The sequence below is a fragment of the Saccharopolyspora rosea genome (assembly GCF_025643595.1).
GTDB lineage: Bacteria > Actinomycetota > Actinomycetes > Mycobacteriales > Pseudonocardiaceae > Saccharopolyspora > Saccharopolyspora rosea.
The window spans coordinates 533,960-548,448 of the sequence record NZ_CP102826.1 but is presented as its reverse complement, the minus strand read 5'-3'; the positions used below and the strand labels follow the sequence as shown (position 1 = coordinate 548,448).

Genomic DNA, 14,489 nt, shown 5'->3' with positions numbered 1-14,489 from the left:
GCTCAGAACAGCGAGTACCGCTGCGCCATCGGGACCTCCCGGACCGGGTCCGGCTCGACCAGTTCGCCGTCGATGTGCACGGCGAAGCTGTCCGGGTCGACCTCGACGTCCGGGGTCGCCGAGTTGTGCGGCATGTGCTCCTTGGTCACGCCGCGCGTGCTGGTGATGGCCTCCAGCCGCGAGTCCAGTCCGAGCCGGTCGGCGAGCCCGTCGTCCAGCGCGGCCTGGGCCACGAAGAAGGCGCTGCTCGCGGCGGCCGCACGCGCCTGCGCGCCCCACATCGGCCGCGCGTAGTACGGCTGCGGGGTGGGGATGGACGCGTTCGCGTCGCCCATCTGCGCCCACGCGGCGAAGCCGTTCTTGAGCACCATGTGCGGGCGGACGCCGAAGAACTCCGGCTCCCACAGCACCAGGTCGGCCATCTTGCCGACCTCCACGGACCCGACCACGTGGTCGATGCCGTGGGTGATGGCCGGGTTGATGGTGTACTTCGCGACGTAGCGCTGGGCGCGCAGGTTGTCCGCGGCCCCGTCACCGGCCAGCGCACCGCGGCGCCGCTTCATCACGTGCGCGGTCTGCCAGGTCCGGATGATCACCTCGCCGATGCGGCCCATCGCCTGCGCGTCGGAGCTGATCATCGAGATCGCGCCCATGTCGTGCAGCACGTCCTCGGCTGCGATGGTCGAGGGCCGGATGCGGCTCTCCGCGAAGGCCAGGTCCTCGGGCACCGCCGGGTTGAGGTGGTGGCACACCATGAGCATGTCGAGGTGCTCGTCGATGGTGTTCACGGTGTGCGGCCGGGTCGGGTTCGTCGACGAGGGCAACACGTTGGCCTCGCTGGCGACCCGGATGATGTCCGGCGCGTGCCCGCCGCCCGCGCCCTCGGCGTGGTAGGCGTTGATCGACCGGCCGTTGATCGCCGCGAGCGTCGATTCCAGGAACCCGCTCTCGTTGAGCGTGTCGGTGTGGATGGCGATCTGCACACCGGTCTCCTCGGCGCAGCGCAGCGAGCTGTCGATGACCGCCGGGGTGCAGCCCCAGTCCTCGTGCAGCTTGAGCCCGCCCGCACCGGCGCGGATCTGCTCGTGCAGCGCCTCGCCGCGCGTGGTGTTGCCCTTGCCGAGCAGCAGCACGTTGACCGGCAGGTGGTCGATGCTCTGCATGACGCGGGCGAGGTTCCAGGCGCCCGGCGTGACGGTGGTGGCCTTGCTGCCCTCGGCCGGTCCGGTACCGCCGCCGATCAGCGTGGTCAGCCCGGACGCCAGCGCGGTGTCGACCTCCTGCGGGCAGATGAAGTGCACGTGGCAGTCGATGCCACCGGCGGTGACGATCTTGCCGTTGCCCGCGACGATCTCGGTCGACGGCCCGATCACCAGGTTCGGGTCGACGTCCGCGGCCACGTCCGGGTTGCCCGCCTTGCCGATGCCGACGATGCGCCCGTCCCGGATGCCGATGTCGGCCTTGACCACGCCCCAGTGGTCGAGGATGACGGCGCCGGTGATGACCACGTCCGGCGTGCCCTCGGCGCGGGTGGCCACCGACTGGCCCATCGACTCGCGCACGACCTTGCCGCCGCCGAAGACGACCTCCTCGCCGGAGCCGCCCGGCCCCTGGCTGCGGTCCTCGGTGATCTCGACGAGCAGGTCGGTGTCGGCCAGCCGGATGCGGTCACCGGTGGTGGGGCCGAACAGTTCGACGTACTGGGCGCGGTCCATGGAAGCGCTCACCGGTTGCCCTCGCCTTTCTTTCCGTAGTGCGACTCGCCGGGTTCGTGGCCGCGGTCGTCGAGCCCGCCGGCGTACTCCGGCCGCAGGCCGGGCACCTCGCGGCGACCGCCGATCGGGACCAGCTCGACCTCGCGTTCCACACCCGGTTCGAAGCGCACGGCGGTGCCCGCCGGCACGTCGAGCCGGTGCCCCCACGCGGCGGCCCGGTCGAACTCCAGCCCCGGGTTGACCGCGGCGAAGTGGTAGTGCGAACCGACCTGCACGGCGCGGTCGGCGCGGTTGACGACGGTGATCCGGACGCGCTCCCGCCCCGGGTTCAGCGGGATCCGGTCCTCGGCGGTGATGATCTCTCCCGGACGCATGGCAGCTCCCTGGGTAAGCGGGACTAACTGATCGGGTCGTGGACCGTGACGAGTTTGGTGCCGTCCGGGAAGGTGGCTTCGACCTGGACGTCGTGGATCATCTCCGGGACGCCGTCGAGCACCTGGTCGGCGGTGAGCACCTGCCGACCGCTCTGCATCAGCTCGGCGACGGTCCGGCCGTCCCGGGCACCTTCCATGACGTGATCGGTGATCAGCGCCACCGCTTCCGGGTAGTTCAGCTTGAGGCCGCGGTCCAGCCGTTCGCGTGCGAGCCGCGCCGCCACGTGAACGAGGAGCTTGTCGCGCTCGTGAGGAGCAAGGTGCATGCGACCTCTTTAACACACGAACGGCGGAACGACGACGGCGTGTCCTGCGGTTTCATCCGGTCTAATTGTACTTTTACAACCGTTTTTCCGGAATTTTGCGTGGCTAACAACGTTATGTGCTTTTCGGTGGCGGAGCTCACCTCGTGATTTTTTCTGCAACCGGGGTGATTGCCCCCACGCCGGCGCCGGGTGCACTGTTGTCGGCACGGCGCGCAGCGCCCCACCCCGCCACGTCCCCACGGTCGCGCCCCGGCGCGTCCGCAACCGCGAGGAGACGAGGCACTCATGAGCAACGCAGGTCAGTCCGAGTTCCGCCCCGGTCTCGAAGGCGTGGTCGCCTTCCGCACCGAGATCGCCGAACCCGATCGCGACGGCGGCGCGCTGCGCTACCGCGGTGTCGACATCGAGGACCTGGTCGGCACGGTGTCCTTCGGCGACGTGTGGTCGCTGCTGGTGGACGGCCGATTCGGCGATGGCCTGCCGCCGGCCGACGCGAGCCCGGTACCGGTGCGCACCGGGAACGTGCGCGCCGACGTCCAGGCCGCGCTGGCGATGCTGGCCCCGGCCCGCGGCTTCCGGCCGCTGCTGGACGTCGACGACGCCGCGGCCCGCGCCGACCTGGCCACCGCTTCGGCGCTGGGCCTGTCCTACGTGGCGCAGTCGGCGCGCGGTGATCTCCCGCCGGTCCCGGAGTCGCGGATCGCCGGGTGCCCCACGGTCACCGAGCGGTTCCTCACCCGCTGGCGCGGCGAGCCCGACCCCGCGCACGTGCGCGCGCTCGACGCCTACTGGGTGTCGGCCGCCGAGCACGGCCTCAACGCCTCCACCTTCACGGCCCGGGTGATCGCGTCGACCGGCGCCGACGTGGCGGCCTGCCTGTCCGGTGCGGTCGGCGCGATGTCCGGTCCGCTGCACGGCGGCGCGCCCGCCCGGGTGCTGCCGATGATCGAGGAGGTGGAGCGCACGGGCGACGCCCGCCGGGTCGTCGAGTCCATCCTGGACCGCGGCGACCGCCTGATGGGCTTCGGCCACCGCGTCTACCGGGCCGAGGACCCGCGGGCGCGGGTGCTGCGCAACACCTGCGGGCAGCTCGGCGCACCGCGCTACGAGGTCGCGGCCGAGCTGGAGCGGGCCGCACTGGCGGTGCTGCGGGAACGCCGCCCGGACCGGCAGATCGAGACCAACGTGGAGTTCTGGGCGGCGGTCGTGCTGGACTTCGCCGAGGTCCCGACGGCGATGATGCCCGCGATGTTCACCTGCGCCCGGCTGGCCGGCTGGTCGGCGCACGTCCTGGAGCAGCAGCGCACCGGACGCCTGGTCCGCCCGTCCGCCGAGTACGTCGGCCCCGGCCCGCGCTCCCCGCGGGACGTCGAGGGGTGGAGCTCGCTCACCCCGCTCGTCGCCCCGGCGTGACCTGGATCACCACGACGGCGGTAGCGTGGAGCCATGGTGACCGCACCGCACGCGACCAGGCGCATGCAGGTCGAGTACGCCGAAGCGCTGGAAGCCGACGCCGAGATCAGCGGCCAGCGCTGCGACGACCTGGTCGAGGCGGCCTCCTACTGGCACGCGGCCGGCGAGCACGCGCGCGAGGAGCGGGCGCTGCTCGCCGCCGCGGAGGCCGACGACGACCGGGGCTCGCTGAGCGGTCGCGGCTCCTACGCCGAGTTCCTGATGACCCACGGCCGCCGCGAGGAGGCCGAGCGACGCCTCGCCGAGCTGCTCCACGAGGGCTCCGACTGCGAGTCGGCCTACCTGGCCGCCGCCCAGGCGTACGACGCGGTCGGCGCCCCGGGTGAGGCGCTGCGCTGGCTCAACGTCGGCGTGAACCGGTTCGTCCCGGAGCTCGACGCGGGGCTCGACCTCGGCGACCCCGGGATGGAGCTGATGCGCGCCCGCCGCGACCTGCGCGCCCGCCTGGGCCTGCCGCCGGACGTGATCGACGAGTTCACCGAGCGGCAGCTCCGCCTCGGTCGCGAGTTCTTCGACCGGCTGATGGCGTCCCGGGCGGGCTCCGGGGCGGTGCTGTACTGGCCGCCCGCGGAGTTCGCCGAGCTGCGCCGCCACCGGCCGGACCTGGAGCTGTCCGCCGACCACGCCGAGCACCGCAGGCGGGTCCAGGTCGCGCTGGCGCACCGGCCCGATCCGGTGCTCGTGCGGGGCACCCGCGCCGACCTGGACGCCCTCGGGTCCGGCCCGGACGTCCTCGGCAGCCACGCGGACCACCTGCGGCGGTGCGGCCGGTCCGAGCCCTGGCCGCCCGGCCGCAACGCACCGTGCTGGTGCGGATCCGGACACAAGTACAAGAAGTGCTGCGGCGCGCCCGGTTTCGGCGATTCGGGACGTTCGGACTTTGGCCCCGACCCGCCCGGGCAGTAAGTTGCGATTCGGCCGGGCCCACCGCGGCCCGCCGTGCGACCCGGCAACGGCGCCGGTCAGCCGACCAGCGGTGCGCGACGCGCACCGGCAAGCCACAACCCAACGCCCGGAGGCGCCGGAATGACGCAGGCCGAGACGATCGACCCCACGACCCTGAAGCTGCCCGCGGAGCTCAAGCCCGCTGACGGCAGGTTCGGCTGCGGTCCGTCCAAGGTCCGCCCCGAACAGCTGACCCGGCTGGCCGACGAGGGTGCCGCGCTGATGGGCACCTCGCACCGCCAGAAGCCGGTGAAATCCCTGGTCGGAAGGGTGCGGGAAGGGCTCGGCACGCTGTTCTCGCTGCCCTCCGGATACGAGGTCGTGCTCGGCGTCGGCGGCACGACCGCGTTCTGGGACGCCGCCACGTTCGGGCTGGTGCGGCAGCGCTCGCTGCACCTGACCTACGGCGAGTTCTCCTCGAAGTTCGCCAAGGCCGCCAAGACCGCGCCGTTCCTCGACGACCCGGTGATCGTCTCCGCCGACCCGGGCGACGCGCCGGAACCGGTGGCGGACCCGAGCGCGGACCTCATCGCGTGGGCGCACAACGAGACCTCCACCGGCGTGATGCTCGCGCCCACCCGTCCGGCGGGCTCCGAGCACGCGCTGATCGCGGTGGACGCCACCTCGGGCGCGGGCGGCCTGCCGTTCGACCCGGCCGACGTGGACATCTACTACTTCGCCCCGCAGAAGTGCTTCGCCGCCGACGGCGGGCTGTGGCTGGCCGCGATGAGCCCGGCCGCGCTGGAGCGCATCCAGGAGATCGGCGACTCCGGCCGGTGGGCGCCCGAGTTCCTGTCGCTGACCACGGCGCTGGACAACTCCCGCAAGGACCAGACCTACAACACCCCGGCGGTGGCCACCCTGTTCCTGCTGGCCGACCAGATCGACTGGATGAACGACCAGGGCGGCCTGGACTGGTGCGTGCAGCGCACCGCCGAGTCGTCGCGGCGGCTCTACGAGTGGGCCGAGGCTTCCGAGTACGCCACGCCGTTCGTGGCGGACCCGGCCAAGCGCTCGCAGGTGGTCGGCACCATCGACTTCGCCGACTCGGTGGACGCCTCGCTGATCGCCAAGGCGCTGCGCGCCAACGGCATCGTGGACACCGAGCCGTACCGCAAGCTGGGCCGCAACCAGCTGCGCATCGGCATGTTCCCGGCGATCGAGCCCGACGACGTCACCGCTCTCACAAAATCCATCGACTGGGTGGTTGCGCAACTCTCGTGACCCGGATTTGCCGGGTTCGCTGATCACCAGGAGCGACGAAGAACGCAAGGCCGAGGGGCGCACACCCGCTCCCCTCGGCCTTGCGGCGTAACGGTCGGTCACGATGCGTCTTTCGCTCGGAAAAGATGAGTGGTTCTACTCGTTCGCCGAGCACGTGACCATCCGGGAAGATCGGACACCGACAGCACGACCTCGGCGTGCCTCCCGCGTCAAGGCGGCGCGCCGGGTTACGGTCACAGCTTGGTGACATGTGGTTCGGGGGGAGGTCGCATGCGCGATCATCGCCTTCCCAGCTCATGCAAGCCGACTCAGGCAAGCCGACCGGGCACGGGCGTACCGCGGGACGACTCGGCCGCCGGGGCGCAGTGCGGGGCGCCCCGGGTACCGGTGTCCCACCGGACTCCCCAGGGTCGGGTGTCCCGCAAGACGTAGGAGGCTGGCGTATGCGAGCGCTGCGAGTGGTCGGGCTCGACGAGGACGGTGAATCCGTCATCTGCGAGGACCCGGAGAACGGCGAGCGCTTCACCGTACCCGCCGACGAGCGGCTGCGCGCCGCCGCCCGGGGCGACCTGACCCGGCTCGGACAGGTCCAGATCGAGATGGAGGCCCAGATGCGGCCCCGCGAGATCCAGGCGCGCATCCGGTCCGGCGCGACCGTCGAGCAGATCGCCGCCGCCGCGGGCATTCCCGAGCACCGCGTCGAGCGCTACGCCTACCCCGTCCTGCTGGAGCGCAACCAGATCGCCGAGATGGCGCAGCGCGCGCACCCGGTCCGGGAGGACGGCCCGGACGTGCAGACGCTCGGCGAGGTCGTGGCGCACACCTTCGGCATGCGCGGGCACGAGTACTCCGAGGCCGAGTGGGACGCCTGGCGAGGCGAGGACGGCAAGTGGGTCGTGCAGCTGGTCTGGCAGGCGGGCCGGTCGGAGAACCGCGCGCACTGGGTCTTCCACCCCGGCGCGCACGGCGGCACCATCGCGGCCCTCGACGACCACGCCGCCGACCTGCTCGACCCGTCCCCCAACCGTCCATTGCGGACGGTCCGGCCGGTGACCGAGCTGGCCCGCGAGGCGCTGCAGCTCGACCAGCAGGAATCCGCGGTGACCGAGGCCGCGGCCGAGCCGGTCGAACCGACCGCCGCGGCACCCCAGGAAGCCGCCGCCGGGCCGGACCTCGACACCGGGCCACCACCTCCCCCGGTCCCACCCGTCGAGCGGCCCGCCGAGACCGCGCCGCAGGCGGAGGAGCCCGCGGAGGACGGCGGCGAGGTCGACGACGAGCCCGAGCAGCAGGCCGACGGACGGCGCGGCCGCAAGAACCACCCGATCGTCCCGTCGTGGGAGGACGTGCTGCTGGGCGTCCGATCGCACCGCTGAGCGAGCGCCGAGCCGGGGTGAGCGCGACTCACCCCGGCTTTTTCATCCGAAGGTTTAATTGCTTGCGTGACGCAAGTTCTCTACCTTGGGTTTCATGAGCGAGATCCCAGAGCGAGAACAGTCGGCCGAGGCGCGTTCCGACGTGGAGCGGTTGACGCTCTCGTTGGTGCGCATCTCGGACGGGATGCGCCGGGCGCGGAGCCGGGTGGTGGACCCGGCGCGCGTCGCCGTGCTCCAGGCCGCCGCGACGCGGGCGGAGGTACGGCCTTCCGAGATCGCGAACCGGCTCACGGTGCACCAGTCGTCGGTGAGCAGGCAGGTGCGCGCCCTGGAAGCTGACGGCCTGGTGTCCCTGGCCCGGGACCCTGCGGACGGCCGCTCGTGCCTGATCTCGCTCACCGAAGCCGGGCGGGCCGAGGCGGAGCGGCTGACCCGGCTCGGCGTCGACGCGATGGACCGGTTCGTCGCGGACTGGCCGGAAGAGGACGTGCGCAGCCTGGCCGACCTCTTGGAGCGCCTGGAGGAGTCCATTGAGGACATCAAGGCGTTGGCGCACCGGAAGGCCACCGGGCGACCGTGGCAGCGCAGAGCGGAGGCCCCGTCGTGAACCCCGAGTTCCGGATGGCGCTGCCATTCCTGCTCGACCTGGCCATGCCGACGGTCGCCTACTACGTGCTCCACGGTCTGTGGGGGTGGAGTCCGGTGGTCGCGCTGACCGCAGGCGGCTTGCTCACCGCCGGGCACGCGCTCACCGACGCGGTACGACATCGCCGGGCCAACACGTTCACCGTGCTCGTGGTGTTCATGATCGCGCTGAGCACCGCCGTGACCTGGCTCACCGGAGACGCGCGGTTCGCGCTGGCGAAACCGGCGGTGTTCACCGCCATCGCCGGCGCCTACTGCCTGGGCACCTGCCTGGTCGGCAGACCGCTGACCTTCGAGACGGCCAAACCGTTCACGACGGGCGGCGACCCGCGGCGGCTCGCCGGTTGGGAGCACGCGTGGCAGCGTTCGCCCGACTTCCGGCGAGCGCTGGCGCTGATCACGATCGCGTGGGGGTGTCGGACTGCTCGCCGAGTCGGTGGCCCGCGTGGTCGTGGCCTACGCGCTGCCGATGGACTGGGCGGTGCTCGCTGTGCAGGTTCCGGGCGTCCTCATGGTGAGCGGGATCCTCCTGGTGACGCGCCGATTGGTACCCCGATTGCGCAGGGCCACGCGGCACCGGTCAGCCCAGCAGGCTGAGGATCAGCGCGATCCAGGCGAGCACGACGCCACCGCCCGTGCCGTAGGCGACCCACCGCCACACCGGCAGGTTGCGGCCCAGCCAGATCGACGGCGCGAACCCGGCCGCCACCGCGAGGTTGACCACGACGCCGAGGACCACGCTCACGTCGGCGAGCCCCAGGGTCACGACGACGAGCGTGACCGACACGATCGCGGCCACGATCGCGGAAACGGTCAGTCCAGGACCCCACGGTGTCGGGCGCACCGGAGCCACCGGTTGCACGACCCCCCGGTGCTCCCGGGTGACCGCGTGGGCGGAGCGGCGACCGACCCCGATCACCGCCCCGGTGAGCGGATCGACGTACCCGATCTCGACGCCGGTGTGCGCGGCGAGCCGCTTCGCGAGCTGGCGGCCGCGGAGGGAGACTTGCTCCGCGGTCGAGTCGGCTCCCGGATCGGACGCGGGTCCGGCGTGGATCTCGTCGACGACCTGAGCCCACTCGTTGAGGGCGGCGACGAGGGGTTCCGGCAGCCGCAGCCGTTCCGGCTCGACCTCCCGGTCGGCGCCCCGGACGAGCACGGCACGTCCGGATCGGGCACGCAGCTGCCACGTCGTGGCGGTCCCCGCGACCATCGACGTCAGCCCCCGTTCATCGCGTGGAAGGCGATGGCTCCGGCGGTGGCGACGTTGAGCGAGTCCACATCGCCGGACATCGGGATGCGGACCGCGAGGTCGGCCGCCGCGATGGCCTCGTCCGTCAGGCCGGGCCCTTCGGAACCCAGCAGCACCGCGACGCGGCCGTGCTCCAGGCCCGCCGCGCGCAGCGGGATCGAGTCGGACCGCGGCGTCAACGCGGCAACGCGAAAACCGTTGTCCTGCAACAACTTCACACCGTCAGGCCAGGTTTCCAGGGAGGTGAAGGGAACGCGCAGCACATGCCCCATCGAAACGCGGACGCTGCGCCGGTACAACGGGTCCGAGCAACCCGCGCCGAGCAGGACGCCGTCCACACCGAGCGCAGCGGCGTTGCGGAACAGCGCACCGAGGTTCTCGTGGTCGCCCACGCCTTCGAGGACCGCCAGGTTCCGCGAGCGTCCGATGAGGTCCGCCGGGTCGACCGCGGGCGCCCGGTCGGCCACGGCCAGGACTCCCCGGTTCAGGTGGAAGCCGACGACCTGGGCCATCACGTCCGCGTCGGTGACGTAGGCGGGCGCGTCGAGATCCACGAGCGCGTCGGCGAGTTCGTCGATCCGGCGGCGCACCCCGAACAGCGCGCGCACCGGGTACGGCGAGGCGAGCAGGCGCTCGACCACGACGACGCCTTCGGCGATCACCAGTCCGCGACCGCCCGGCCGGTCCGGCCTGCGGTCCGCGCGGGACAGATCCCGGAAGTCGTCGACCCTGGGGTCGTCGGCATCGCTGACCTCGACGATGTGCGCCACGGGGGCATTCTCGCATCCGCCCTGCGGCGCGCGCGGACCCCGAAACCTCCGCGAGACCGCCCGGAGGGAGGCTCGGCGGAGGCCACCGTCGGACGCAACCCGGCTGGGCCGGTGGTCGCGACACGCGCCCCGGCTGCCGACCAGCGGGAACCCCGCACACGACCAGCGGGAACCCCGCACACGACCGGCGGGAGCCCTGCGGACGACCGGCCGGAATCCCGCGCACGACCAGCGGGAGCCCTGCGGACGACCGGCCGGAATCCCGCGCACGACCAGCGGAAACCCCGCGGATCGGGTTTCGCCGTGCGCCCGCCAGCCGCGCCCGCCAGCGCCACGTCCCCTCTCGCCCGCGCCCAGTTCGGCGATCTTGGCCCGGCCGCTTTCACCGGGGCCGACCGAAAGTCACCGGCGGAGTTCGTGGCGGTTGCGGCATAAAACGTTCTTCCTCCGTGTTGTTGCTTTCTGCAAACAACCGGACGAGATGTGAGGAGACGTATGAGCACCGGCGAGGGGGCCGTTGTCGACGGGGGCAACTCCGGCTTACGCAGAAAAGCACGCTTCGCACTGATCCTGGGCGGGTTGACGGCGTTCGGGCCGTTGTCGATCGACATGTACCTGCCCGCTCTCCCCCAGCTGACCCGCGAACTCGGAGCCACCGAGGCGCAGGCCCAGCTGACCCTCACCGCGGTGCTGGTGGGCCTCGCGTTCGGCCAGCTCATCGCGGGCCCGATCAGCGACGCGGTGGGCCGCCGCAAGCCGCTGCTGACCGGTCTGGCGCTCTACCTGGTGGCCACGGTGCTGTGCGCGTTGTCCGACTCGGTGTACGCCCTCGCCGGGCTGCGCGCGTTGCAGGGCTTCGGCGCCGCGGCGGGCATGGTGATCGCGCGGGCCGCGGTCCGCGACCTGTACTCGGGTGTCGAGGCGGCGCGGTTCTTCTCGTCGCTGATGTTGGTCACCGGGCTCGCACCGATCCTGGCGCCGGTGATCGGCGGGCAGGTGCTGGCGCACACGACGTGGCGCGGCGTGTTCGTGGTGCTCACGGTGTTCGGCGTGACGCTGCTGACGGTCGCGGGGTTCGCCCTTCCGGAGACGAAGCCGAAGCAGTGGCGGCAGCCCGCGCGGCTCGGAGCGACGTTCCGGACCTTCGGGCGGCTGCTCGCCGAACCCTCGTTCCTCGGCAACGCGCTGGCCGGTGGGCTCGGCATGGCGGCCATGTTCGCCTACGTCTCGGGCTCGTCGTTCGTGCTGCAGAACATCTACGGCCTGTCGCCGCAGACCTACAGCTTCGTCTTCGGCATGAACGCCGTCGGTCTGGTCGCCGCCGGGCAGATCAACGCCCGCCTGGTGGGGCGGGTGGCGACCGAGTCCCAGCTGCTCGTGACCGCCCTCGTCTCCGCGTCGATCGCCGGTGCGGTGCTGGTGACCGCAGCGGTGCTCGGACTGCCGCTGCCCGTCTTGCTGGCCGCGTTGTTCGTCATGATCGCCAGCCTGGGCTTCGTCATGCCGAACACGACGATGCTCGCGCTGGCCGACCACCGCGAGGTCTCGGGAAGCGCCTCCGCACTGCTGGGCGTGAACCAGTTCGTCGTGGGCGCGCTGGCGGCCCCGCTCGTCGGGCTCGGCGGAGTCGGCTCGGCGCTGCCGATGGTGCTCGTGATGTTCGGCGTCGTGCTGGGGTCCACGGTGGTCTTTCTCACTCTCGGCAGGCGTCGACGCACGCCCACCACTGTCACCACCCGTCACCACTCCACCGCTCAGGAAGAACCGGACGCCGTGCACGGTGGAGTTCACGGCGACCGGGAGTAGGTTCGAACCATGGCTCGACTCGGCACTACTGATCTGGACATCTACCCGATCTGCTTGGGTGGCAACGTTTTCGGGTGGACGGCCGACCGCGACGACTCGTTCGCGGTGCTGGACGCCTACACCGCCGCAGGCGGCAACTTCATCGACACCGCGGACGGGTACTCGGCGTTCGCCGCGGGCAACTCCGGCGGCGAGTCCGAGACGATGCTGGGCGAATGGCTGCGGGCGCGCGGCAACCGCGACAGCGTCGTGCTCGCCACGAAGGTCGGCATGTGGGATCGGCGCCCCGGCCTGTCCGCCGCGAACATCCGTGCCGCGGCGGATGATTCGCTGCGGCGGCTGGGCACCGACCACATCGACCTGTACTACGCGCACCAGGACGACGACTCCGTGCCGCTGGAGGAAACGCTCGGTGCGTTCGACGAGCTGGTGCGGGCGGGCAAGGTCCGCCACATCGCCGCGTCGAACTACACCGCTCCGCGCCTCGCCGAGGCGCTGGAGATCTCCCGACGCGAGGGGCTGGCCCGGTACGTCGCGCTCCAGCCGCACTACAACCTCGTGGAACGGGCCGGGTTCGAGGGCGAACTCGCCGGGCTCTGCGCCCGCGAGGAACTGGCCGTGCTGCCGTACTTCGCGCTCGCCAAGGGTTTCCTGACCGGCAAGTACCGGCCCGGTGACGACACCTCGGAGAGCCCCCGCGCCGAGGGCGCCCGGGCGTACCTGGACGAGCGGGGCGTCAAGGTCCTCGCCGCGCTCGACGAGATCGCGACGCTGCGTGGTGTTCCGGTCGCCTCGGTGGCACTCGCGTGGCTGCTGGGACAACCGACCGTAGCCGCTCCGATCGCCAGCGCCCGCACCACCGATCAGCTCACCGCCCTGCTGACAGCGGCGGAACTCCGCCTGTCCGAGGACGAACTGCGGCGCCTCACCGAGGCCTCCGCGTGAGGTGTCCGCGCGGCACCGGCTCACCCGTCCGGTGCCGCGCGGAGACACCGTTTTGGCCGCTGGTCCGCCGGGTACCGATGTGTCACGGTGGGCTCCCCAGCGCTGGGCGCTGACGTGCTGCCGATGGATCGGGGAGACGGCATGGGACGGCACGTGACGAACCGGGCGTTCAGGCCCGTGGACCGGCAACGCTACCGAGACAAGATGCAGCGGGGTCTGGACGCCCTGGCCCGGATGCTCGCCGGCGGCGACTTCTCCTTCCCCCACCAGCAGATGGGCCTGGAGATGGAGCTGTGCCTGGTGGACGAGCAGATGGAGCCGTCGATGTCCAACGCCGTGGTGTTGGAGAAGATCAACGATCCGACCTTCACCACCGAACTGGGGCAGCAGAACATCGAACTCAACGTGGAGCCGCAGGTGCTGGCCGGGGACAGCGCCCTGCGGCTGGAACAGCAGTTGCGCACCGCGCTGGTCCGCGCCGACGGCGGCGCGAACGACGCGGGCGCGAAGGTCGTGATGATCGGGACGCTGCCGACGCTGCGCAGCGCCCACTTCGACCCGCACTGGCTGTCCCGCAGTCCGCGCTATTCGCTGCTCAACGAGCAGATCTTCACCGCGCGCGGCGAGGAGATGCTGCTGGACATGGAGGGCGTCGGACTCGGGGACCGCCCGTCGGAGCGGTTGCGCTCCTACGCCGACTCCATCCTGCCGGAGTCGGCTTGCACGTCCGTGCAACTGCACCTCCAGGTGGCGCCGGAGGACTTCGCGGCGCACTGGAACGCCGCGCAGTGCCTGGCCGGGGTGCAGGTGGCCGTCGGCGGCAACTCACCGTTCCTGCTCGGCAAGGCGCTGTGGCACGAGACACGGGTTCCGCTGTTCCTGCAGGCCACGGACACCCGTCCCGAGGAGCTGAAGAACCAGGGAGTGCGCCCCCGGGTGTGGTTCGGGGAGCGGTGGATCACCTCGATCTTCGACCTGTTCGAGGAGAACGTGCGCTACTTCCCGGCACTGCTGCCCGAGCCCGAGGAGGAGGACCCGGTGGCCGCGCTGGACGCGGGCCGGGCGCCGATGCTGGCCGAACTGCGGCTGCACAACGGCACCATCTGGCGGTGGAACCGCCCGGTCTACGACCTGGTGGACGGAGTTCCGCACCTGCGGGTGGAGAACCGGGTGCTGCCCGCCGGACCGTCCGTTGTGGACATCGTGGCGAACGCGGCGTTCTTCTACGGCGCACAGCGGGCGCTCACCGAACAAGACCGTCCACTGTGGTCGCAGATGTCGTTCGCCGCGGCGGAGGAGAACTTCTACGCCGGCGCGCGCCACGGCCTGGACGCGCACCTGTACTGGCCGGGGATGGGCTGGGTCGCACCGGACGAGTTGGTGCTGCGGCACCTGCTGCCGATGGCGCACGAGGGGTTGCGCGCGTGCGGCGTGTCGGACGAGGCCCGCGAACGCTACCTCGGGGTGATCGAGCAGCGCTGCCTGCTCCGGCAGACGGGGTCGGTGTGGCAGCGCGAGACGGTCGCGGAGCTGGAGCGACGCGGCGCCGACCGGCAGGCCGCGCTGAGCGGGATGCTGCGCCGCTACATCGACCTGGCCGACGACGGCGAACCGGTGCACACCTGGCCGCTCGGCTGA

14 protein-coding genes are annotated in these 14,489 nt (G+C 71.8%); 9 read left to right on the top strand and 5 right to left on the bottom strand.

The window, feature by feature from the left end:
- Positions 1–2: 2 nt before the first annotated feature.
- The 3 genes from NV263_RS02710 to NV263_RS02700 are packed head-to-tail and all read right to left on the bottom strand — an operon-like array spanning position 3 to position 2,415.
- The gene (locus NV263_RS02710) at positions 3–1,715 is read right to left on the bottom strand and encodes an urease subunit alpha (protein ID WP_263254021.1); all 1,713 of its coding nucleotides are present in this window, start codon (positions 1,713–1,715) and stop codon (positions 3–5) included.
- An 8-nt stretch (positions 1,716–1,723) separates the two neighbouring features.
- Positions 1,724–2,089, bottom strand: coding sequence for an urease subunit beta (locus NV263_RS02705; protein WP_263250804.1), 366 nt, complete (start codon positions 2,087–2,089; stop codon positions 1,724–1,726).
- Positions 2,090–2,112: 23 nt separating this feature from the next.
- The gene (locus NV263_RS02700) at positions 2,113–2,415 is read right to left on the bottom strand and encodes an urease subunit gamma (protein ID WP_263250803.1); all 303 of its coding nucleotides are present in this window, start codon (positions 2,413–2,415) and stop codon (positions 2,113–2,115) included.
- Between the two features lie 285 nt (positions 2,416–2,700).
- Here NV263_RS02700 and NV263_RS02695 point away from each other — a divergent pair, with 285 nt between their 5' ends.
- From NV263_RS02695 to NV263_RS02670, 6 genes are all read left to right on the top strand, one after another.
- A complete protein-coding gene (locus NV263_RS02695) occupies positions 2,701–3,828 on the top strand; it encodes a citrate synthase 2 (RefSeq protein ID WP_263250802.1) in 1,128 nt (375 codons plus the stop codon).
- A 33-nt stretch (positions 3,829–3,861) separates the two neighbouring features.
- Positions 3,862–4,794 (top strand): SEC-C domain-containing protein, encoded by a 933-nt coding sequence (locus NV263_RS02690; protein ID WP_263250801.1) that lies wholly within the window; start codon positions 3,862–3,864, stop codon positions 4,792–4,794.
- Positions 4,795–4,914: 120 nt separating this feature from the next.
- Positions 4,915–6,057 (top strand): phosphoserine transaminase, encoded by a 1,143-nt coding sequence (gene serC / locus NV263_RS02685; RefSeq protein WP_263250799.1) that lies wholly within the window; start codon positions 4,915–4,917, stop codon positions 6,055–6,057.
- 443 nt (positions 6,058–6,500) lie between these two features.
- Entirely contained in the window at positions 6,501–7,433 is a 933-nt protein-coding gene (gene sepH, locus NV263_RS02680) for a septation protein SepH (RefSeq protein WP_263250798.1), read from the top strand.
- 94 nt (positions 7,434–7,527) lie between these two features.
- Positions 7,528–8,040 carry a MarR family winged helix-turn-helix transcriptional regulator gene (locus tag NV263_RS02675; protein WP_263250797.1) on the top strand — a complete coding sequence of 171 codons (513 nt, stop codon included), beginning with the start codon at positions 7,528–7,530 and terminating at the stop codon, positions 8,038–8,040.
- Positions 8,037–8,675: a VC0807 family protein gene (locus NV263_RS02670; protein ID WP_263250796.1), complete on the top strand. Its 639-nt coding sequence runs from the start codon at positions 8,037–8,039 to the stop codon at positions 8,673–8,675. The genes NV263_RS02675 and NV263_RS02670 overlap by 4 nt, the downstream gene beginning before the upstream one ends.
- Here the strand turns inward: NV263_RS02670 and NV263_RS02665 are convergent.
- Both NV263_RS02665 and NV263_RS02660 read right to left on the bottom strand, forming a co-directional pair.
- Positions 8,659–9,291, bottom strand: a complete 633-nt coding sequence (locus NV263_RS02665; protein ID WP_263250795.1) for a DUF2537 domain-containing protein — start codon at positions 9,289–9,291, stop codon at positions 8,659–8,661. The two genes, NV263_RS02670 and NV263_RS02665, sit on opposite strands and share 17 nt — an antisense overlap.
- A 5-nt stretch (positions 9,292–9,296) precedes the next feature.
- Positions 9,297–10,100 carry a TrmH family RNA methyltransferase gene (locus NV263_RS02660; RefSeq protein ID WP_263250794.1) on the bottom strand — a complete coding sequence of 268 codons (804 nt, stop codon included), beginning with the start codon at positions 10,098–10,100 and terminating at the stop codon, positions 9,297–9,299.
- Between the two features lie 495 nt (positions 10,101–10,595).
- On the opposite strand from NV263_RS02660, the gene NV263_RS02655 reads away from it, so the two are divergent.
- From NV263_RS02655 to NV263_RS02645, 3 genes are all read left to right on the top strand, one after another.
- Positions 10,596–11,906, top strand: coding sequence for a multidrug effflux MFS transporter (locus NV263_RS02655; protein WP_263250792.1), 1,311 nt, complete (start codon positions 10,596–10,598; stop codon positions 11,904–11,906).
- A 9-nt stretch (positions 11,907–11,915) separates the two neighbouring features.
- The gene (locus NV263_RS02650; RefSeq protein ID WP_263250791.1) at positions 11,916–12,851 is read left to right on the top strand and encodes an aldo/keto reductase; all 936 of its coding nucleotides are present in this window, start codon (positions 11,916–11,918) and stop codon (positions 12,849–12,851) included.
- A 141-nt stretch (positions 12,852–12,992) separates the two neighbouring features.
- Positions 12,993–14,489 (top strand): glutamate--cysteine ligase family protein, encoded by a 1,497-nt coding sequence (locus NV263_RS02645; protein ID WP_263250789.1) that lies wholly within the window; start codon positions 12,993–12,995, stop codon positions 14,487–14,489.